Below are 20,835 nucleotides of genomic sequence, written 5' to 3'. Positions count from 1 at the left end.
AAAACCCCAGCTTACCCCATGGTGGCAAACATCGCCAGCACCGCCAGCGCCATCACGATGGTGCAGGCCCAGCCCAGCACGCGCAGCCGTGTCGAGACCACCAGGTCACCCATGACGCTGTGGCGCGTGGCCAGGTTCATCACCACCGCCATCACCGGCACCGCGATCACGCCATTGATGACGGCGCTCCAGTACAGTGCGCGCATCGGGTCGATATGGGTGAAGCACAGCGCGGTGCCGACCAGGGTGGCGCCGATGATGATGGCGTAAAACTTCTGGCCGCCGGCCAGTTGCAATTCCAGGCTGTTACGCCAGCGCATGGCGCCGGCGATGGCGTAGGCGGCCGAGCCGGCCAGCACCGGCACCGCCAGCAGGCCGGTGCCGATGATGCCCATGCTGAACAGCGCAAACGCGAAATCGCCGGCGATCGGCCGCAGTGCTTCGGCGGCCTGGGCCGACGAGTCAATGTGCGTGATGCCGTGCGCGCCCAGCGTGGCGGCGGTGGTCAGCATGATGAACATCGCCACCAGGTTGGAGAAGCCCATGCCGGTGATGGTGTCGATCTTGATGCGGCGCAGCTGTTCGGCGGCTTGCTGGCCGGCGTGCTTGAGCGGATGCGCTTGCGGATCAGCTCGCAGGTCTTCGACTTCCTGCGAGGCTTGCCAGAAAAAGAGGTAGGGGCTGATGGTGGTGCCGAAGATGGCGACCACGGTGGTGATGTAATCCGGCTGCCAGCTCAGGCTGGGCAGCACGGCGGCGTGCAGGATTTGCAGCCAGGGCAGCTTGAGCGTCAGCGCGGTGACGACGTAGGCCAGCAGGGCCAGCGTCAACCATTTCAGCACGCGCACGTAGCGCTGGTAGGGCAGGGTGACTTGCAGCACCACCGACAGCAGGCCGGCGGCGGCCGCGTACCAGTGGGGCTGGCCGCCGGCGATCAGCGTCGCGGCCTGGCCCATGGCGGCGATGTCGGCCGCGATGTTGATGGTGTTGGCGATCAACAGCAGGCTGACGATGGCGAACAGCAGCCATCGCGGGTAGTGGCGGCGGATGTTGGTGGCCAGGCCGTGTCCGCTGACGCGGCCGATGTGGGCGCTGACGGCCTGGATGCCGATCATCAGCGGATAGGTCAGCAGCACGGTCCACAACATGCCGTAGCCGAACTGGGCGCCGGCCTGCGAATAGGTGGCGATGCCACTCGGGTCGTCATCGGCCGCGCCGGTGATCAGCCCCGGCCCCAGCTTGCTGAGCCAGCCGCCATTCGCTTGCGGCCCTGCAGCGTCGGCCGCGTGGGCCGGGACGCTGTCGTCGTCGCGTCCCATGGCGGGCTCCACGCGCCGCGCGTCATCGCCGTTCGCGTCGCCGGGCGCGCGTTGCTGACTGTGCAGGTCGATGTTCATGTGCTCCTCCTGCCGCCCACTTTAGAGCGGCCGCAAGTGGGCGACTGTACGCGGACGTACTGAGACTGCGTTCACAAGTGTTGCTGTGTCATCAAGATGTCATGGTCGCGTCATCGCATCGTCACATGCAATTCCTACAATCTTGCCAGTTGATTTTCCACCAACCTAGCAAGAAAGAACAACAGCCATGTCCCAGCGCTTCCCTCTGAAACCTTTGTGCCTGCTCGTACTGCAAGCTCTGGCTTGCCAGGCTTACGCCGCCGACGTGGCCGCCACCAACGATGCCGCCGCCGATGACGCCGCTGCCGTCGCCGCCATGGCCGGCCCGGTGCAGACGGTGGAAATCACCGGCCGTGGCCAATCGCGCCAGGTGCAAAACATCAATAAAGCCGACCTGGGCGAAGCGCTGCCAGGCACCAGCCCGCTGAAAGTGCTGGAAAAACTGCCAGGCGTGAACTTCCAGTCGGCCGACCCGTTCGGCGCCTACGAATGGTCGACCCGCTTCAGCATTCGCGGCTTCAACCAGAACCAGCTGGGCTTCACGCTGGACGGCATTCCGCTCGGCGACATGACCTACGGTAACAACAACGGTCTGCACATCAGCCGCGCCATCTCGTCCGAGAACATCGGCAGCGTCTCGGTATCGCAGGGCGCCGGCGCGCTGGGCACCGCCTCCACCAGCAACCTGGGCGGCACCGTGCAATTCTTCACGCTGGCCCCAAGCGATGAGCGCGGCCTGACCTTCGCGCAAACCCTGGGCAGCGATTCGACCTCGCGCACCTTCGCCCGCGTCGATACCGGCCTGATCAACGGCGTCTTCAAGGCCTACCTGAGCGGCACCCGTCAGCGCACCGACAAATGGAAAGGCGAAGGCGGCCAGGATCAGGATCAGCTGAACTCGCGCTTCGTGTTCAACTTTGGCGACAACAGCCTGACCGGCTTCCTGAACTACTCGGACCGCAAGGAAATCGACTACCAGGACATGTCGCTGGAAATGATCCGCCGCCTCGGCTACAACTGGGACAACTACCAGTCCGACTGGAACCGCGCGGTCAACGCTGCCAAGGGCGTGTTCACCGGCGGCGTGAACAGCCTGGACGATGCTTACTACTCGGCCGGCGGCCTGCGCAAGGACACGCTGGGAGGCCTGACGCTGGACCTGCGCCTGACCCAGAACGTCGACCTGAAGACCACCATCTACCACCACGACAACAAGGGCCAGGGCCACTGGTACACCCCGTACGTGGCGACCAACGCCAGCAACCCGATCTCGCTGCGTACCACCGAGTACAGCATCTATCGTGATGGCATCACCAGCGACGTGAGCTGGGAACTGGGCGACCACACCATCAGCGCCGGTCTGTGGGGTGAGCGTAACAACCACACCGCCAGCCGCAACTACTACGCGGTGACCGGCCCGGCCGACACCATGTACTACCTGACCAAGCCATTCGCCACCGACTGGAAGCAGAACTTCATCACCACCACCTCGCAGTACTACCTGCAGGATACGCTGGCGCTGGTCGACGGCAAGCTGAAGCTGAACGCCGGCTTCAAATCGGTCGACGTCGACATCAAAGCCACCAACCTGGTCGGCACCCGCGCCGCCGGCTCGCTGACGGCCGACAAGAAATTCCTGCCACAGGCCGGCTTCAACTACGCCCTCACCAGCGACGATGAAGTGTTCGGTTCGGCGTCGAAAAACATGCGCGCCTACCAACCGGGCGTGACCGGTCCGTTCTCGCAGACCCAGACCGCGTTCAACAACAGCGTCGGCAGCCTGAAGCCTGAGACCTCGGTCAACGTCGACCTCGGCTACCGCTTCAAGCGCGATGCGCTGCAAGGCTCGCTGGCGGTGTACAGCGCGCGCTTCGACGACCGTCAGTTGAGCGTGGCGACCTGCGCCGGCATCGTCGGTTGCGCCTCGACCTTCGTCAACGTCGGCAAGGTTGACACCAAAGGTCTGGAAGCGATCGCCGTATGGAAGTTCAGCCGTGAACTGAGCTGGTTCAACTCCTACACCTTCAACGATTCCAAGTACAAGTCGAACTACATGGACGGCACCACCCTAGTGGCGGTCAGCGGCAAGGAAGTGGTGGACGCGCCGCGTCAATTGTTTAACACCGAAGTGTCGTATGAAGGCGGCCCATGGTTCGCCCGCGCCGGCGCCAAGTACACCGCCAAGCGCTACTACACCTACCTGAACGACGCCAGCGTGCCATCGTTCTGGCTGGCCAATCTGTCGGCCGGCTACAAGCTGAAATCGGTGGGTTGGGCCAAGGAACTGGCGCTGCAAGTCAACGTGACCAATCTGTTTGACAAGCAGTACATCGCCACCATTGGCTCCAACGGCTTCCAGGCCAGCGATCCGACTGGCACTGCGCAGACCCTGCTGACCGGCGCGCCGCGTCAGCTGTTCATCTCGCTGAACGGCAAGCTGTAAAGCACCGCAGCGCCACGCTGTTGCTTGAACAACACAGCAGCCGCGTGGCGCTGGCATGGTGTCCGACATAGTTGCATACTGGCTAGCCAGCATCCAGCGATGAGGAGACCAGCCATGAAATGGTTTTACGATCTGAAAATAGCCACAAAACTGATCGTTTCTTTTGGTGCGGTGTTGTTACTGACCCTGATATTGGGCATCAGCAACATCATCTCGATGAACCGCGTCAACCAGGCCTCCACCGACCTGGCGGAAAACTGGATGCCCAGCGTGCGTGCGGCGATGGAGCTGCGTTCCGACGTCGGCGAATTGCGGCGCTGGGAGCTGGCCCACCTGCTCAACGAAGATACGGCCAGCATGGCCGATTATGAAAAGCGCATGGAGCAGACGCTGGTGACCTTCAAAAGTCATCGCGACACCTATGAAAAGCTGATTTCCAGTCCCGAAGAAAAAGCCACCGCGACCGAGTTCGACAAGAACCTGGCAGCCTTCATGGTCGAGCACGGCAAGATGATAGAGCTGTCGCGCGGCAACAAGAAAGCCGAGGCGCGCGCTGCGGCGGCCGGCGAGTCGGCCCGGCTGCTGACCGCGATTACCGACAATGTCAACAAGCTGGTCAAGATCAACGTCGACGGCGGCGATGCCGCCAGTGACGACGCCACCGCAATTTACGCCAGCGCGCGCATCACCTCGATTGTTTTATTGGTAGTGAACATCGGCATCGGCATGGTGCTGGCGATGTGGGTGGCGAAAATCGTCGCCTCGCCGCTGCAGCAGGCGGTGACGCTGGCGCGCCAGGTGGCCGACGGCGACCTGACACAAGCGATCGAAGTCAAAAGCGCCTGTGAAACCGGGCAACTGATGCAGGCGCTCAAGGACATGACCGGCAATCTGGAGAGCCTGGTCAGCCAGGTGCGGCATGGGACCGACACCATCGCCACCGCCTCGTCCGAAATTGCCAGCGGCAACCAGGACTTGTCGTCGCGCACCGAGGAACAGGCCAGCTCGCTGGAAGAGACCGCCTCGTCGATGGAGCAACTGACCAGCACCGTCAAGCAAAACGCCGACAATGCGCGCCAGGCCAACCAGCTGGCGCAATCGGCGTCCGGCATCGCGCAGAAGGGCGGCGATGTGGTGGGGCAGGTGGTGGGCACCATGGCCTCGATCAACGAATCATCGCGCAAGATCGTCGAAATTATTTCGGTGATTGACGGCATCGCCTTCCAGACCAACATCCTGGCCTTGAACGCGGCGGTGGAAGCGGCGCGCGCTGGCGAGCAGGGGCGTGGCTTCGCGGTGGTGGCGGGCGAGGTGCGCAACCTGGCACATCGGTCGGCGGCGGCGGCCAAGGACATCAAATCGCTGATCAATGATTCGGTGGAGAAGGTGGAGACTGGCTCATCGCTGGTCAACCAGGCGGGCGACACCATGAGTGAGATTGTCGCCAGCATCACCCGCGTGACCGACATCATGAATGAAATCACCTCGGCCAGCGTGGAGCAGAGCGCCGGCATCGAACAGGTGAACACCGCCATCGTGCAGATGGACCAAGTGACGCAGCAAAACGCCGCGCTGGTGGAAGAAGCGGCGGCGGCGGCCGAATCGATGCAAGACCAGGCCGCGCGGCTGAGCGAAGTGGTGAGCGTATTCAAGCTGCTGCACAGCGCGCAGGCGGTGCCACGTCCGGCCTCGCGCGCCAAGCCATCGGTGCCGAAGGCGGTAGTCGCCAGTGTCAAAACCAGCCCCGCCGCACCCAAGCCCGCGCTGAAAAAGCCAGTCAAAGAAGTCGTCGGCGGCGACGAATGGGAAGCCTTCTAACACCCCGGGGTCAGGTCCATCATTTCTACACGGTCCCAGCTGTAGTTAATCCGGGGTCAGGTCCATCATTTCTACACGAACTCAGCTGTAATAGCGCATTAGGCTGAGCTCGTGTAGAAAAAATGGACCTGACCCCGGAGTTTTTCACGGGCTCGGCAGTAATGGGGGATTAAGGCTCAGGTCGTGTAGAAATGATGGACCTGACCCCGGAGTTGCGTTCTTGCCAGGCGGCTAGGGCGGCGCGGTAGCGGTCCAGTTCTTCCTGGTAGAGGTCGTCCACGCAGTAGGTGCAGCCGCTGTGGCAGCAGTCGCCGGGCTCGGGCGGCGTGGGTGGTTCGGGCTTGGGGTCGTTGTCGGTTACAGGGTTCATTGCGTTCACATCGGGGGCATGGCCAGCAGCGCAATGTTGCGGCCTTTTTCTTTGGCGCGGTACAGCGTGCGGTCGGCTAGCTGCACCAGGTCTTGCGGCGAGCTGTCTTCGCTCGGCACCAGCACCGCGACGCCAATACTGATGGTCATGATACCAAATGGCGATTGCTCATGGGGAATTGCCCGCCGCGCCAGCTCGGCGCAGATCTCTTCGGCGACGCCAAACGCGTCGGTGGCATCGGTGGCGGCCGCCAGCAGCGCGAATTCTTCGCCGCCGTAGCGCGCCACCAGGTCGCTGGTGCGGCGACCGTGGGTGGTGATCAGGTCGGCAACGATGCGCAGCACGGCGTCGCCCGCCAGGTGGCCGTAGTGGTCGTTGTATTTTTTAAAGTAGTCGACGTCCAGCATCGCCAGCGCCAGGGTCTGGCCAGTACGGGCGGCGCGCCGCCATTCGGCTTCCAGTGCCAGGTCGAAGCCGCGCCGGTTGCTGACGCCGGTCAGGCCATCGGTGGTGCTGAGCGCGGCCAGCTTGCGGTTGGATTCTTCCAGCTCGGCGGTGCGCGCCGCGACGGTTTGCTCCAGCTCGGCCTGGTGGCGGGTCAGGCGGTTGATGCGGGTCTTGTAGGCCAAGGCCAGCGCGCCCACCACCAGCGCGGCCAGCGCTGAGCGGAACCACCATTGCTGCCAGAACGGCGGTGTGATGGTGATGTTGAGCACGGCCGGTACTTCGTTCCATACGCCGAGGTGGTTGGCGGCTTTGACGCGGAAGACGTATTTGCCCGGGTTGAGGTTGGTGTAGCTGGCGACGCGGCGGCTGGCGTCGGTCTCGACCCAGTCACGGTCGAAGCCCTGCAACTGGTAAGAGTAGCGGTTGCCGGATGGTTCGGTGTAATGCAGCGCGGCGAATTCCAGCGCGAATACCGATGCCTGCGACGATAGCGTGATCGAGGTCGGCGCCGTCACCGGGCCGTCGGCCTTGACGTTCTCGCCTGGCTCGCCATTCTGCAGCGAGTGGTTGAAGACGGTGATGTCGGTGATCGCCACCTGCGGCGGTACCGAGCTGGTTTTCACTTTCGACGGCACCACGGCGGTCATGCCGTGCACGCCGCCGAAGTACAGTGTGCCGTCGGCGCCAAACGCGGAGGAGTTGACGGTGAAGCCTTCGGTCAGGCCGTCCGATGGCGAGAAGTGGGTGACTTTGCCGCTGTCCGGCTCCAGCCGGTACAGGCCGGCGATGGTGCTGCACCAGATGCGGCCGTCGTTGTCGTGCTGAATCGCGAGGATTTTCGGCATCCGCATCGCTGCCGCATACGATTTGAAGGCGATCGCGCCATCCGGCTTGAATACCACCAGGTCCAGCCCCTTGCTGGTGCCGACCCAGATCCTGCCTTGCGCATCTTCGTGCAGGGTGGCGATGTTGTCGTCGCTGAGGCTGGCGGCGTCCTTGGTCGAGTGGCGGAAGTGGCGGAATTTGCCAGTGGCCGGGTCCAGCAGGTCGAGCCCGCCGCCATTCCATTCCGAGCCGGCCCAGACCCGGCCCTGGCGATCTTCCAGCACCGCCGAAGTGCCGTTGACCGAACGCGAGCTCGGGTCCTGCGGATCGTTGTAGTAGATTTTGCGGGCGTCGCTCTTGATTTCGTAGCGGATCAGGCTGTTGCCGGTGGCCAGCCACAGCACGCCGCCGGCGCCGGGCGCGATGGCGTTGATGTAGTCGCTGGCGGTGTTGCCGAAATGGATGGCCTGGAAGGGCGACTCCGGCGTGTCCAGCCGGTTCAGGCCGTTGGAGGTACCCAGCCACAGCGGTCCCTTGCCGTCGTCGTCCTGGTACATGCTGTAGACGATGGAGTGCGACAGCTTGCCGGGCGTTTTGTCGTCGGCGTGGTAGCTGTGGATCACTTTGCTGGTGGCCGGATCGTACAAGCTCATGCCGACGTTGCCGCCCAGCCAGATCTTGCCATTCGGCGCACGCGCCAGGCTGAGCAGGGCGTTGCTGGCCGGCGCCGAGCGGCTGTCGATGCGGAACGGCACGTGGCGGGTGAAGCCTTCGCTGCTCAGGTTGGCCAGCGCGATGCCGTCGGTGAAGGAGGCGATCCACAACATGCCGCCACGGTCTTGCATCACCGCGCGCAGATTGTCGCCGGGCAGGCTGTAGGGGTCGTCGGCGGCGTGCACGAACTGGTCGAAGCCGCCTTCGGCCTCGTTCCAGCGCAGCAGTCCGGCCGACAGGGTGGTGGCCCACAGCACGCCCTTGTTGTCGAGGCCGAAATTGGTGACGCGGCTGGCCGGGGTCGGGACCACTTTGCGGCTGTCCCAGTCGCTCTTGCCATCCCAGCGGATGATGCCGGATTCGGTGCCGATCCACAGCGCGCCGGCCGGATCGAATTGCAGCGCCCGCACGATGTTGGCGCGCGCGTCCGGCTTGGCGGCCGGGTCTACCTGGTAATGACGGAACTTCTGCGCGCCCGGCGCCAGGTAATCCATGCCGCCTGGCCAGGTGCCGATCCACAGCCCGCCCTTGGCGTCCAGCGCCAGCGCGTTCAGGTCGTTGGCGCCCAGCGAATCGGGATCTTTGTCGTCGTGCGCGTAAATGGCGTCGAACTTGCCGGCATTCGGATCGAAATGCTGCAAACCACCCCAGGTGCCGATCCACAAGCCATCCTTGCCGTCGGCGATGATGTTTTTGACGATGCGGTGGTTTTTCGGCGCTTTGTCGCTGGTAAACGTGGTGAAGTTGTTGGTCTCGGGATTGAAGCGCGCCAGCCCGCTCTGGGTCGCGGCCCAGATGCGGCCCTGTTTGTCCTCGAAAATGGCCGAGACGCGGTCGTGCGGCAGGCTGGCCGGATCGGCCGGGTTGTTGATGTATTTGACCGCCTGGTAGCCGTTGTAACGGTACAGGCCGTTGGTGTGGGTGCCGACCCACACAAAGCCCTGGCGGTCCTGCAGCAGCGATAGCATGGACGGCTCGTCGCCGCCCAGCGGGCCGAGTTTTTTAAACCGTAGCGATGGGGCGGGCGCGGCGCCGGTCAGGGACTGGGCCAGCAACAGACAAATCAGCAGGCAAAAGGGGAGCAGGCGGCGCAGGGCCGATAGGGGCACAAGCATGGGAGACGCGCATTCATTTAGTTTCTGGTCATAATGCCCATTATACATGCCATTGATGCAATGGTTTCAGCATAAAAGCGAGCAGGAATGCGCTCAGTTGCCAGAAATTAGGGTATAGTTTACGGCGCTTCACCATCCTTCCACATTATGTCCGATACTCAAACCACCTCATCGTCCACTTCCGAGCAGGTTGCTGCGCCAGCAGAGACCGCCGCGCCAGCCCAAGTCCGTTTTGCCGATTTCGGCCTGTCGCCCGATATCCAGCGCGCCTTGGACGAGCAGGGCTATGAGCATCCGACCCCGATCCAGGCCCAGGCCATTCCGGTGCTGCTGCAGGGGCGCGACGTCATGGGCGCGGCCCAGACCGGCACCGGCAAGACCGCCAGCTTCGCGCTGCCGATCATCCAGATGCTGCTGGCGCACGCCAACACCAGCACCTCGCCGGCGCGTCACCCGGTGCGCGCGCTGATCCTTGCCCCGACCCGCGAACTGGCGGTGCAGGTGGCTGAAAATGTCAAGGCTTACGCCAAGCACACGCCGGTGCGCAGCACCGTGGTGTTCGGCGGCATGGACATGAAGCCGCAGACCGCGACCCTGAAGGCTGGCGTGGAAATCGTCATCGCCACCCCGGGCCGTCTGCTGGACCATATCGAACAAAAGAATGTGTCGCTGAGCCAGGTGCAGATGCTGGTCATGGACGAGGCCGACCGCATGCTGGACATGGGCTTCCTGCCGGATCTGCAGCGCATCATCAATCTGCTGCCGAAGAAGCGCCAGAACCTGATGTTCTCGGCCACCTTCTCGCCGGAAATCAAGAAGCTGGCCAACACCTTCCTGACCGACCCGGTCACGATCGAGGTGGCGCGCGCCAACAAGACCGCCGATACCGTCACCCAGGTGGTGTACAAGGTCGCGGAAAACCAGAAGCACGCGCTGACCGCGCATCTGCTGCGCCAGCGCGAGCTGAAGCAGGTGATCATCTTCTCCAACACCAAGATCGGCGCCTCGCGCCTGGCGCGCGAACTGGAGCGCGAGGGCATGAAGGCGGTCGCGATTCACGGCGACAAGACGCAGCAGGAGCGCATGGCCGCGCTGGACGCGTTCAAGAAAAACGAAATCGACATCCTGGTGGCGACCGACGTTGCGGCCCGTGGCCTGGACATCTCCGACCTGCCGTGCGTGATCAACTACGATCTGCCGTACAACGCCGAAGACTATGTGCACCGCATCGGCCGCACCGGCCGCGCCGGCGCCTCCGGCGACGCCATCTCGATCTATTCGGACAAGGACGAGCGCCTGCTGGTCGACATTGAAAAGCTGATCAAGCAAACCATCCAGCGCGCCGAGCCGACCGGTTTCACGCCGGGCGAGTTCGCCGACGAGCGCGGCGAACGCCGTCCGCGCCGCAGCGAGGATATCGGTCGCGGCCCAAGCCGTTCGGCCGAGCGCGCGCCGCGCAGCATGGGCAGCGGCCCGTCGCCGCGCCGCGACAAAGTCGATCCGTGGTTCCTCAAGCCCTACGAGCCGGCGCGCGTTGCGCCGGCAGCGGTCGCGCCAGCCGCCGGCAGCGCGATCACCAAGGCCAAGCCCAAGCTGGCCTTCCTGCTGGGCGGCGTGCCCAAGCAGTAATTTCCGCACGATAGCCATCGGCCGGGTCGTCGCGCCGATGGCATGACTGTATAATTTGCGTTTCTGCTAACCTGACGACCTCGACGTGAGTATTCTTGCCAATCAACGCATCGCTATCGTGGTGCCCTGCTATAACGAAGCCCTGACCATCGCCGCTATCGTGCGCGATTTCAACGCCTGTCTACCCGACGCGCCGGTCTATGTGTTCGACAACAATTCCTCCGATGACACCATCCGCGTCGCTGAAGCCGCCGGCGCCATCGTGCGCCGCGTGCCGCTGCAAGGCAAGGGTAATGTCATCCGCCGCATGTTTGCCGACGTCGAAGCCGACCTCTACATCATGGTTGACGGCGACGCCACCTACGACGCCAGCGTGGCGCCGCAGCTGGCCGAAAAACTGGTGGCCGAAGGACTGGACATGGTGGTCGGCACCCGCGTCAGCACCGAGCAGGAAGCCTACCGTTTCGGTCACCGCTTCGGCAACAAGATGTTGACCGGCTTTGTGGCCACCGTGTTTGGCAACACCTTTACCGACATGCTGTCCGGCTACCGCGTGTTCTCGCGTCGCTACGCCAAGTCGTTCGCGGCCCACGCCGAGGGCTTTGAAACCGAAACCGAACTGACCGTGCACGCGCTGGAACTGCGCATGCCGGTGGCGGAAGTGGAAACCCATTACGGTGCCCGGCCGGAAGGCTCGGTCAGCAAGCTGAACACCTACCGCGACGGCATCCGCATCCTGTGGATGATCTTCAAACTGTTCAAGAACGAAAAGCCGCTGGCCTTCTTCTCGATCTTCTTCTTCGCCTGCCTGCTGGCCTCGCTGGGACTGGCGGCGCCGCTGGTGGAAACCTATCTGCAGACCGGCCTGGTGCCGCGCCTGCCGACCGCCGTGCTGTGCTCCGGCCTGGCGGTGCTGAGCATGATCCTGCTGTCCTGCGGCCTGATCCTGGACACCGTCACCAAGGGCCGCATCGAGCAGAAGCGCTTTGCCTACCTGGCAATCCCGGGACCGATGCCGCGTGCCGCCGCCGTGCAGGGTATCGCCCAGGTCCACGAGCAAGCGCGCCGTGCATAAGCCGCGCGGGCTGGCTCCTGGGGGCCAGCCCGCGCCGGTGCCGGGACCGGCGTGGCCGGCCTGAATTCCTTGTTTTCTCGCGCTCAGCGCGCTCTCCTCATGAATCTGCTTCAATCCGCCACCCGTTTCTGGCGTGGCCTCGACCGTCCGGGCGCGGTGCGCACCGCCATGTGGCTGCTGCCGGTGCTGTTCGGCGTGCTGTCGCTGGTGTACGGCCAGGATGACAACTGGGATCTGCGCAACTATCACTACTACAATCCGTACGCACTGCTGAACGGCAAAGTGGGTTACGACCTGGCCCCGGCCCAATGGCAAAGCTATTTCAACCCGACACTGGACTTGCTGTACTACGGCTTGCTGACCACGCTGCCGGCGCAGTTGACCGGCTTCATCATGGGCGCGCTGCACGGTCTGAACTTCGTGCTGGTGCTGGCCTTGGCGCGCCGCCTGCTGCCGGCCGGCGCCCACCGCGCGGCGCTGTTGCTGGCACTGGCCGGCATGGTGGCGCCCGGGTTCCTGTCCGAGCTGGGTAACTCCATGGGCGACAACCTGACCTCGTTGTGCGTGCTGGGCGCGCTGTGGCTGGTCTTGCGGACCTGGCCGGCGCTGTGCGGCGGCCGCGGTCTGATGGCAACGCTGCTGGCCGGCGTGCTGATGGGCGCCGGCTGCGGCCTCAAGATGACCAATGTCAGTTACGCGGTGGCGCTGTGCCTGGCGCTGCTGCTGGCGCTGGCCGGCGGCTGGTGGCTGCGCTTCCGCGCCGCTTTCGTATTTGGTGTCGGCGTGCTGGCCGGCCTGGCGCTGAGCGCCGGCCACTGGTACTGGCGCATGTGGAGCGTGTTCGGCAATCCACTGTTCCCGCAGTTTAACCAGCTGTTCCAGGCGCCGCTGGCGAAGCCGATCGGTATCGGCGACACCGGCTGGCAACCGCAGGGGCTGGTCGAACGTTTGCTGTGGCCCTTCATCATGAGCTTTGACGCGCGGCGCGTGATCGAAATCCGGCTGCTCCAGGTGATCTGGCCGCTGCTGTATCTGGCTTTTGTGGCGCTGGCGCTGTACGGCCTGCGCGCGTGGTGGCGCAAGCGGCCACTGCTGGATCATGGCAGCAGCGACTCCTGCCAGACCAGCTTCGTGCTGACGTTTTTCGTGCTGGCCTATTTGTGCTGGATGAATGTATTCGGCATTTACCGCTATCTGGTCCCGATCGAACTGCTGGCGCCGTTGATGTGGTGGCTGGTGCTGCACCGCTTGCTGCCGGTTGCCCGCGCGCGCGCGGTCGGCAGCGCCGGCCTGGTGCTGGCGGTCGGCGTGGTGCTAGCCGTGCCGCCGGGCGGCTGGGGCCATGGTCACTGGCGCAAACAGGCGATCTGGGTCGACGTGCCCAAGCTGGCGGCGCCGGCCGAGGATCTGGTGATGACGGTCAAGGGCGATCCGCCGATGGGCTGGCTGGTGCCAGCGTTCCCGCGCCAGTTGGCGTTCGTGGCATTGGGCTCGGGCTTCCCGGAGTCGGCCGCCTACGCGCAGCGCCTGTACGGCATGATCGCCGCGCGCAAGGGGACGCTGTATGTGATGATGGATGGCGGCAGCGGCACGCCGGAACGCCAGGCCGAGATCGAGGCGTGGGGCAATATGATCCTGGCGCGCTATGACATGGCGATCCAGCCCGACAGCTGCCGGCGCTACGGCGCGCGCATCGGCAGCAATGAACATTCGTACCAGTTGTGCATGGTGCAGCGCCCGGCGGCGCTGCGCTGATCAGACCGGCGCCGGCGTCCAGTGGCGCGCCGCCGGCGCATCTTCCAGCAAACTCAGTAATTGCTTGGCGTTGTCCTGCCAGGTTTGCCACGGCATGCCTTGCGATGCTGGATGTTTGCCGTCGGCGTGCAGCTTCAGCCACGCTTGCACGGCGTCCGCCAGCGACTGACCGTCCAGGCCGGAGAAATAGCTGGCATGCTCGCCACCGACTTCGCGGAACACCGGAATATCGCGCACCAGTAGCGGCAACTGGTAGCTGGCCGCCTCGATCAGCGGCAGGCCGAAGCCTTCGCCCTCGCTAGGCTGCAGCAGGCAGACGCTGTCGCGGTACAGCTGTTGCAACGCGTCGTCCTCCAGCCCTTGCAGCCAGTGCAGACGGCGGCCGCGCTCGGCATGCTGCTGCAGGCGCGACACGATGCGTGGAATGGTGCGGCGCTCGGCTTCGGGCAGCGGCTTCCAGCCCTCGCTGCCGACAATCACCAGCTGCGCGTCGACACCGGCCTGCCATAGCAGTTCGAACGCATCCAACGCTTGCAGATAGCCCTTGCGTGGTTCGATGGTGCCCACCATCAGGAACACCGGCGCCTTGCCGATCGCGCTCAGCTGCGGATGCGCGTTGGCGCTGGTGGCCGGTGCCGGGCCGATGTCGGCGCCGTGATGCAGCACCTGCAACGGCAGCGGCCGTGGGCGCTCCGGCCCGTTGGCGGTCAGCCAGGCGGCGGTTTCATCGGCCACCGCGCCGGAGATGCAAATCAGGCGGTCGGCAATCGCCGCCACGCAGCGCAGCCAGGCGCCGAAGCTGTGATCGGTATTGGCCGGGAAGAATTCGGGCCGCAGCACCGGCAGCAAATCATGCACCAGGAAATTGATGCTGACGCCGCGCGCGTGCAGCCCGGCATACACGCCTTCGGCGGCGGCATCCATTACCGCGTGCGGCGTGTTGCCGGCGTTGTAGTAGGCGTCGCCGGCCTGGACGTCGATCACCGCATCGTGCTCGCCCAGCATTTGTTCCAGTCCCAGCAGGCGGCCGACGTAGCGGCGCGCGTAGCGCAGGTGGTAGTGGCCGCCCTCATTGCTGAGGTAGACGGGCTCCACGCGCCAGCCCTGAGCGCGCAGTTGCAGCAGCTCTTGCAGCTGATGGCGCACCACGCGCTCGATGCCGGTCTTCAGGTCGTGATGCACGATGGCGGTCACGTCCACCAGCAACTGGCGCGGCGCCATCAGATCGGGACCATGGGCGATGCCGCGCGCCAGCTGTTCCAGCATGGCGTCGTCCTGCTCCAGCTGCGGCGTGTTCAGCAGCGCTGGCAGCAGTGCCGGGCGGCTGGCCGGACGGCGTTGCAGTTCGCGGTCGAGCGCGTCGCGATACATCATGCCGACGCGCTCCGGGCTGTTGCGCGTGCCCATCAGCGCATAGGCCGCCTTGCCGTAAGCGTCGCGGCGGGCGGCATCGTGATACAGCGTGTTGAGCGCGTGCACCAACTCGGCCGGATCGTAGCAATCGTCCAGCATCCAGGCGGCGTCGTGCGGGAATTCGGCCATCGCGCCGTTGGCGTTGATGATGGTCGGCAGGCGGTAGATCATGCAGTCCAGCACCGTGCCCGAGGTTTCACCGCGCGAGATGGTGCGCAGCTGCACCGCCAGATCGGCGGCCTGCAGATAGTTCAGATAGTCTTCGTCCGAAATCCAGCCGGAGATGCGGATGCGGTCGTCGTTGCCGGCGGCGCGGATGGTCTCGGTCATGCGCTGACCGTAGTCACCGCCGTGGTTGGCGCCGACGAACACCAGCTGGCATTTTTTATCCTGATGCAGCGCGCTGTCGACCCAGGCTTGCAGCAGTTCCAGGCATTGCTTGGTCGGCGCCACAAAGCCGAAATTGCAGACCAGGAAGGCGTCCTCGTCAATGCCGAGCGCGCGGCGGGCGGCGGCGCGGTCATGCACGGCTGGCACGGCGCGCGGCAGCTGCGCCATATTCCAGTCCTCGCCGGCATGCGGGCCGTACCATTGACGCGCCAGCGTGCGCGCGTAGTCGGAGTGCACGATGACCTGGCTGGCGCGCTGCACGATTTCCAGACAGCACGGATAGGCGTCGCGCGCCGCTTCCATGCCGCCCGGCAGGGTGGTGGCTTGCACCGCCGCGTAACCGTGCGCGTGCAACAGCGCCTGGTGGTAGACGCCGGGCATGGCGCCGGACAGCTGTTCATGCATCAGCATGCTGCTGAGGAAGAAGTCGTGCAGCACCACCACGCCTGGATGATCTTGCAGCAGCGGCAGCATGTGGCTGTGGAACGGGCTGTTGCCGAACTGGTAGATGATGTGGTCGTACTGGTCGGCATGGGCGCGCAGCCAGGCGACGTCGCGCACCGGCAGGTGGCTGATCTCGTCCGGCAGCGTGGTCTGCGGCTGGTGCGCGATCACTTCCACGTCGAAGTAGGGCAGCAGCGTCGGCAGCACGCGCACCGCGTAATCGGCCACGCCGGTTTTTTCCGGCGGCATAGGCGAGACGAAGGCGACGCGGCGCTTGGCGCTGCCGGCCGGCGGCTGCTTGGCGGCGTGATGGGCTTCCAGCGCGTGCACGGTGCGCTGCGCCGTAATGTCCCAGCTGAAGCGGGTGGCTTGTACGCGGCCGTGCTCGCGCAGGCGGGCGCGCAGCTCGTCGTCGCTGAGCACGGCGGCGATTTTGTCGGCGATGGCTTGCGGCTGGAACGGATCGAACAGCGCGTCCGGATGACCGATCACTTCCGGCACACTGGTGCTGTCGGCGCCGATCACCAGCGCGCCGCAGGCCATGGCTTCCAGCGCCGGCAGGCCGAAGCCCTCGTGCTTGGACGGGAACACGAACAGCGCGCAGGCGCGGTACAGATCGATCAGCGTGGCGTCGTCGACGTAGCCGGTCAGGATCAATTCATCGTCGTGCAGGCCACAGTGGCGGGCGTGCTGTTCCAGCTTGGCGCGGTCGCCGTCCGGCAGTTTGCTGGCGATCAGCAACTGGTGGCGTGCGCGTACCGCCTGCGGCAGCAGGCTGAAGGCGGTGATCAGACCGTCGATATTCTTGCGGGTGTCGAAGCCGCCGGGCGCGTACATCAGCATGTCGCGCGTCAGGCCGAAGCGTTCGCGCAGCGCGGCCAGCGCTTGTGGATCGGCCTCGGCTGGCTGGAAGCAGGCGTCCACTGCGGTTGAGATTGCCACCACATGGTCCGGCTGCAATTGCAGCGCGTCGATGGCTTCCTGGCGCGAGTAGTCGGAAATCGCCAGCAGCAGGCCGGCGCGGCGCAGCGAGGCGATCTTGCGTTCGTAGTAGGCGCGCTGGGTCGCATGCGCCAGATAGGCTTCCGGATTCAGGAATGGAATCAGGTCGTACAGCACCACGGCGGTATCGGCGCCGCTGTCCAGCGTGCCGACCGAGACCACGCTGTCGTCCACATAACCCTCGAACAGACTGGTGACCAGCACCACGTCCGGATGCAATTCCGCGATGGCATGTTCGCGCAGCAGTTCGCCGGCGCGCGCGCGCGGGCTGTGCGGCTCGTGGTGTTCACGGCTGGGCGCCGGCGCGTCGAACAGACGGATGCGTTCCGGTGGCACCAGGCCGGCAAACGCCAGTCGCAGGTCGGGGATGGCGGCAGGCAGCGCCGCGTTCAACAACAGCCAGACTTCATGCGGGCCGGCATTGCGCGCCACGCCCAGGGCCAGCGCCAGCGAGTAGCGGCCGATGCCGCGAAAACGGCTTTCCGATTGCGCGCCTTGCAGGTCGATCACGATACGCATCAGCGATTCCTTGTTTCTTGTACTTTTTTGAGTTCCTGGAAAATCCGCGCGGTGCGCGGCGACAGCTGACCCGGCGCCGCTTCCTGCAGTAGCACGGCGGCGGCCGGCGCGGCTTGCGCCTGGATCACCATGCCATACAGCCGCGATTGCAGACCCGGTACCAGCCGCAGCAGCGGCCGCGCCAGGCGCTTCAGCGCTGGACGGCGCAGCACGGCCTGGCCGGCGCGCACGATCAGCGCCTTCAGCCGGCGGCGGCCGCCATTACGCACGCGATGGCCCAGCGTGACCACTTTGCGTAGCGGCGCGGTCAGGCGCCACGAGCTGCTGGATAGCAGCGCGATCACATGCTGCTGGGCGGCGTCGGCGCGCGCTTCGGCGGCTTCGGTGCGTTGCTCCAGCAAGCCAAGGCGATGGCCGGCATGGTTCAGCGCTTCGGCCTGATGGGCGGCATGCGCGTGGGCCAGGTCCAGACTGTGCGACAGCTGCGTCAGCGACGCGGCCAGCTGTTCATGCTCGGCCTGTTGCTGTTGCTGCGCTTGCGCCTGCTGTTGCAGGGATTGCGCTTGTTGTTGCAGCGACTGTGACTGGTGCTCCAGTGACTGCGCTTGCTGTTGCAGCGCCTGGTGCAGCTGCTGCGCTTCGCGTTGCTGTGCCTGTGCCAGCAGATGTAGCTCGGCCAGTCGCTGTTCGTGTTGCTGTTCGTAGCGCAGCGCCAGCGGACCGAGCGCGATGCCGTAGTCGGTGGCGAAAGCGGTGTCGAAGCGCGTCAATATTTCGGCCGGCGCGCTGGTTTGTGCCACCACGCTGTAGTCCGGGCTCGGACCTTCCAGCACGTGGATCAGCGCCAGCGGACGGTCGCTGTGCAGCGCCGGCTCTTCCTGCAAGCGCACCACCTTGTGGCGCTGGTAGCCGGCGTGTTCGGCGGTGAAGGCCAGCAGACTCGGCGGAATCGGCCGCAGGTGCGACGGGTCCATGTAGAAGCTGGAGGCGCCTACCACCAGGTTTTCCGGATTCGGCGTTTCCATGATCAGCAGACCGCCCGGTTGCAGCGCGCGTTGCGCTTCACGCGTGATCTCCTGCACCAGCTCGAACGGAATGTGTTCGACCAGGTGGAATGCCGACACCAGCGCCAGGCTGTGGTCGGGGCAGGCGCGCAAGGCGGCCACGGCGTCGCCGGTTTCGACTTGCAGGCCGCGTTCGCGGCAGGCCGCCAGCATGCCGTCGTCAAGGTCGACGCCGCGCGCGTTGAAGCCATATTCACCCAGCAGTTCCAGCCACTCGCCGCGGCCGCAGCCGAGGTCCAGCGCCTGGGGCTGCTGTGCTTGCACCAGTGGCTCAAGGAAGGGCGCGTAGGCGCGCAGGCGCTGCTTGATTACGTCGCGCGAGCCGCGATAGCGGTCTTCGAAGGCGCGGTAAAACGGCTCGGTCATCGCACTATCTCCACGTCCGGCTCCAGCCAGCTGGAGCCGACAAATTCACGCCGGTTCATATTCATCACCACAAACAGCAGCGCCAGGTCGCGCCACTCGTAATTGTCGGCCAGATGGGTTTCACTGCTGGTCAGCGCGGTGGTCACCGAATAGCTGCCGGCGCCCAGGTTGAGCGGGAAGCTGAAGCAGTATTCGACCTGCTCGCCGGCTTTCAGGTTTTCCAGCGGCTGCTGCATGTGGTGGGTGTTGGTGCCGTAGATCGGCTGACCCAGCCGGTCCTTGATCATATAGCCCAACACCAGCCGCTTGACCGGCTTGTGGATCTGCACCTTGACCCGCAGCGTCACCGCCGTGCCGACGTTCAGCACTTCCTGCGGCGCGCCGTCGGCGTTCTCCAGCGTGATGCCGCTGACAGTGGCTTCGCCGGTGCCGGAGGTGGTTTGCACCCGGCCTTCCGGCGTGCGCACTTGCTCGACGGTCGAACCTTCGCGTTCGGCGATCAGCGCGTTGTAGTAGTCCATCACTTCTTCCGGCGTGCCCTCGCGCGCCAGGCGGCCGCGATCGAGCAGGATGGCGCGGTCGCAAATCGATTGCATGGCGGCGCGGTCATGGCTGACGATCAGCAGCGTGGTGCCGCGCTGGCGATACTGGCGGATGCGCTCGAAGCTCTTGTGCTGGAAATAGGCGTCGCCCACCGACAGCGCCTCGTCGACGATCAGCACGTCGGGACGGCGCGCGGTGGCGACCGCGAATGCCAGCCGCACCATCATGCCGGACGAGTACACGCGCACCGGCTGGTCGATGTAGTCGCCGATTTCGGCAAATGCCTCGATGTCCGGCATCAGCTGCGAAATCTCGGCCACGGTCAGGCCCAGCAGTTGGCCGGCCATGAACACGTTCTGACGACCGCTGAAGTCGGGATGGAAGCCCATGCCCAGCTCCAGCAGCGCCGCCACGCGGCCGCTGATGTGCACCGCGCCGGTGGTTGGCTGGGCGGTGCCGGTGATCAGCTTCAGCAGCGTGCTTTTGCCGGCGCCGTTGATGCCGATGATGCCGACCGCCTCGCCTGGATCGAGCTGGAAGTTAATGTCTTGCAGAATCCACTTCTGCTGGTGGCGTGGGCCACCCGGCAGCACCCATTCGGCCAGCCGGCTCCATGGGGTGGGATATTGTTTGTAGGCCTTGCCCAGTTGACGTACGACGATGCTGCCCATCAGAGTTCATCCACCATTTCACCGGCGCGCTTGCGGAACAATTGCAGGCCCAGCGCGCAGAACACCAGGGCCAGCACGGTCACCGGCCACAGCGTGCCCCAGTGCGGCGCCTCGCCATGCACCAGGACGCCTTGAAAGGCCGCCATCACCGCTGTCATCGGATTCCATGCCAGCATCGACTGCACCTGTTCCGGCAACGCGCCGGCCGGATAGACGATGGGCGTGAACCAGAACCAGAACTGCAGCAGGATGGTGAAGAACTGGCCGACGTCGCGGAAGAAGACGTTCAGCACGCCCAGCACCATGCCGAGCCCGATCGCAAACAGAATCTGGATCGCCAGCACCGGGAAGAGCGCGAAATAAACCCAGCCCGGGAAACTGCCGGAAATGATCAGGAAACCGGTGAACAGGCCGAAGATGATGCCGAAGTTGAGCAGCGCGTTGAGCACCACGATCACCGGCAGGCACATGCGCGGGAACTGCAGCTTTTTCAGCAGGTTGGCGTTGTCGATGAACACGCTCTGGGCGCGTCCGGTAATTTCGGTGAACAAGCCCCAGGTCAGCACGCCGGCGCACAGATAAATGCTGTAGGCGAACGGCGCGTCGGCGCCTTTCAGGCGGTTGCCCATCACTTGCGAGAAGATCACGGTGTACACCACGATCATCGCCAGCGGATTGAGGATGGTCCAGGCAGCGCCCAGCAGGGAATTACGGTAGCGGGCCTGGAATTCGCGTTGCACCGAGCCACGGATGAAGCCGCGGTAGCGCCACAGGCCGGCGAGCATCAAGCGCGCCATGGTGCGGCCTCCGTGGAAGAAAACGGCTGGGTCATAGA

Annotated in this window: 12 protein-coding genes; 5 read left to right on the top strand and 7 right to left on the bottom strand. The window is 64.9% G+C overall.

Translation table 11 applies throughout. The features are described from left to right. Positions 1-11 precede the first annotated feature (11 nt). Positions 12-1,319: an NRAMP family divalent metal transporter gene (locus tag GJ699_RS21705; protein WP_154380486.1), complete on the bottom strand. Its 1,308-nt coding sequence runs from the start codon at positions 1,317-1,319 to the stop codon at positions 12-14. Positions 1,320-1,584: 265 nt separating this feature from the next. Here GJ699_RS21705 and GJ699_RS21700 point away from each other — a divergent pair, with 265 nt between their 5' ends. Further along, a complete protein-coding gene (locus GJ699_RS21700) occupies positions 1,585-3,840 on the top strand; it encodes a TonB-dependent receptor family protein (protein ID WP_154380205.1) in 2,256 nt (751 codons plus the stop codon). A 114-nt stretch (positions 3,841-3,954) separates the two neighbouring features. Further along, positions 3,955-5,658 carry a methyl-accepting chemotaxis protein gene (locus GJ699_RS21695; protein WP_154380203.1) on the top strand — a complete coding sequence of 568 codons (1,704 nt, stop codon included), beginning with the start codon at positions 3,955-3,957 and terminating at the stop codon, positions 5,656-5,658. Positions 5,659-5,827: 169 nt separating this feature from the next. Here GJ699_RS21695 and GJ699_RS21690 read toward each other — a convergent pair whose 3' ends face one another. Then, entirely contained in the window at positions 5,828-6,028 is a 201-nt protein-coding gene (locus tag GJ699_RS21690) for an oxidoreductase-like domain-containing protein (RefSeq protein ID WP_154380201.1), read from the bottom strand. A 5-nt stretch (positions 6,029-6,033) separates the two neighbouring features. Next, positions 6,034-9,129, bottom strand: coding sequence for a ligand-binding sensor domain-containing diguanylate cyclase (locus tag GJ699_RS21685; protein ID WP_154380199.1), 3,096 nt, complete (start codon positions 9,127-9,129; stop codon positions 6,034-6,036). Between the two features lie 147 nt (positions 9,130-9,276). On the opposite strand from GJ699_RS21685, the gene GJ699_RS21680 reads away from it, so the two are divergent. From GJ699_RS21680 to GJ699_RS21670, 3 genes are all read left to right on the top strand, one after another. Continuing rightward, on the top strand, positions 9,277-10,758 hold the full coding sequence (locus GJ699_RS21680) for a DEAD/DEAH box helicase (RefSeq protein WP_154380196.1): 1,482 nt from the start codon (positions 9,277-9,279) through the stop codon (positions 10,756-10,758). Positions 10,759-10,843: 85 nt separating this feature from the next. Further along, positions 10,844-11,833 carry a glycosyltransferase family 2 protein gene (locus GJ699_RS21675; protein WP_371867624.1) on the top strand — a complete coding sequence of 330 codons (990 nt, stop codon included), beginning with the start codon at positions 10,844-10,846 and terminating at the stop codon, positions 11,831-11,833. Between the two features lie 99 nt (positions 11,834-11,932). Continuing rightward, positions 11,933-13,588 carry a glycosyltransferase 87 family protein gene (locus GJ699_RS21670; protein WP_154380194.1) on the top strand — a complete coding sequence of 552 codons (1,656 nt, stop codon included), beginning with the start codon at positions 11,933-11,935 and terminating at the stop codon, positions 13,586-13,588. Here GJ699_RS21670 and GJ699_RS21665 read toward each other — a convergent pair whose 3' ends face one another. The 4 genes from GJ699_RS21665 to GJ699_RS21650 are packed head-to-tail and all read right to left on the bottom strand — an operon-like array spanning position 13,589 to position 20,797. Further along, complete coding sequence (locus GJ699_RS21665; protein WP_154380191.1) at positions 13,589-17,356, bottom strand: glycosyltransferase; 3,768 nt, start codon at positions 17,354-17,356, stop codon at positions 13,589-13,591. It lies immediately after the preceding gene. Beyond that, positions 17,356-18,786, bottom strand: a complete 1,431-nt coding sequence (locus tag GJ699_RS21660) for a class I SAM-dependent methyltransferase (protein WP_154380189.1) — start codon at positions 18,784-18,786, stop codon at positions 17,356-17,358. Before GJ699_RS21660 ends, GJ699_RS21665 begins: the two co-directional genes overlap by 1 nt. Next, positions 18,783-20,000 carry an ABC transporter ATP-binding protein gene (locus tag GJ699_RS21655; protein WP_154380187.1) on the bottom strand — a complete coding sequence of 406 codons (1,218 nt, stop codon included), beginning with the start codon at positions 19,998-20,000 and terminating at the stop codon, positions 18,783-18,785. The genes GJ699_RS21660 and GJ699_RS21655 overlap by 4 nt, the downstream gene beginning before the upstream one ends. Next, a complete protein-coding gene (locus GJ699_RS21650) occupies positions 20,000-20,797 on the bottom strand; it encodes an ABC transporter permease (RefSeq protein ID WP_308495531.1) in 798 nt (265 codons plus the stop codon). The genes GJ699_RS21655 and GJ699_RS21650 overlap by 1 nt, the downstream gene beginning before the upstream one ends. Positions 20,798-20,835 lie beyond the last annotated feature (38 nt).

Origin of the sequence: Duganella guangzhouensis, assembly GCF_009674535.1 — a bacterium.
Taxonomy (GTDB): domain Bacteria; phylum Pseudomonadota; class Gammaproteobacteria; order Burkholderiales; family Burkholderiaceae_D; genus Rugamonas; species Rugamonas guangzhouensis.
The sequence above is the reverse complement of the archived record's forward strand: the minus strand, read 5'-3'. Positions and strand labels throughout refer to the sequence as shown.

Excerpts from the sequence above, each read along its gene's own strand:
- GJ699_RS21700 (WP_154380205.1), top strand. The coding sequence starts at position 1,585 with ATGTCCCAGCGCTTCCCTCTGAAACCTTTGTGCCTGCTCGTACTGCAA.
- GJ699_RS21650 (WP_308495531.1), bottom strand. The coding sequence starts at position 20,797 with ATGGCGCGCTTGATGCTCGCCGGCCTGTGGCGCTACCGCGGCTTCATC.
- GJ699_RS21680 (WP_154380196.1), top strand. The coding sequence starts at position 9,277 with ATGTCCGATACTCAAACCACCTCATCGTCCACTTCCGAGCAGGTTGCT.
- GJ699_RS21695 (WP_154380203.1), top strand. The coding sequence starts at position 3,955 with ATGAAATGGTTTTACGATCTGAAAATAGCCACAAAACTGATCGTTTCT.
- GJ699_RS21670 (WP_154380194.1), top strand. The coding sequence starts at position 11,933 with ATGAATCTGCTTCAATCCGCCACCCGTTTCTGGCGTGGCCTCGACCGT.
- GJ699_RS21660 (WP_154380189.1), bottom strand. The coding sequence starts at position 18,786 with ATGACCGAGCCGTTTTACCGCGCCTTCGAAGACCGCTATCGCGGCTCG.
- GJ699_RS21705 (WP_154380486.1), bottom strand. The coding sequence starts at position 1,319 with ATGGGACGCGACGACGACAGCGTCCCGGCCCACGCGGCCGACGCTGCA.
- GJ699_RS21685 (WP_154380199.1), bottom strand. The coding sequence starts at position 9,129 with ATGCTTGTGCCCCTATCGGCCCTGCGCCGCCTGCTCCCCTTTTGCCTG.
- GJ699_RS21665 (WP_154380191.1), bottom strand. The coding sequence starts at position 17,356 with ATGCGTATCGTGATCGACCTGCAAGGCGCGCAATCGGAAAGCCGTTTT.
- GJ699_RS21690 (WP_154380201.1), bottom strand. The coding sequence starts at position 6,028 with ATGAACCCTGTAACCGACAACGACCCCAAGCCCGAACCACCCACGCCG.
- GJ699_RS21655 (WP_154380187.1), bottom strand. The coding sequence starts at position 20,000 with ATGGGCAGCATCGTCGTACGTCAACTGGGCAAGGCCTACAAACAATAT.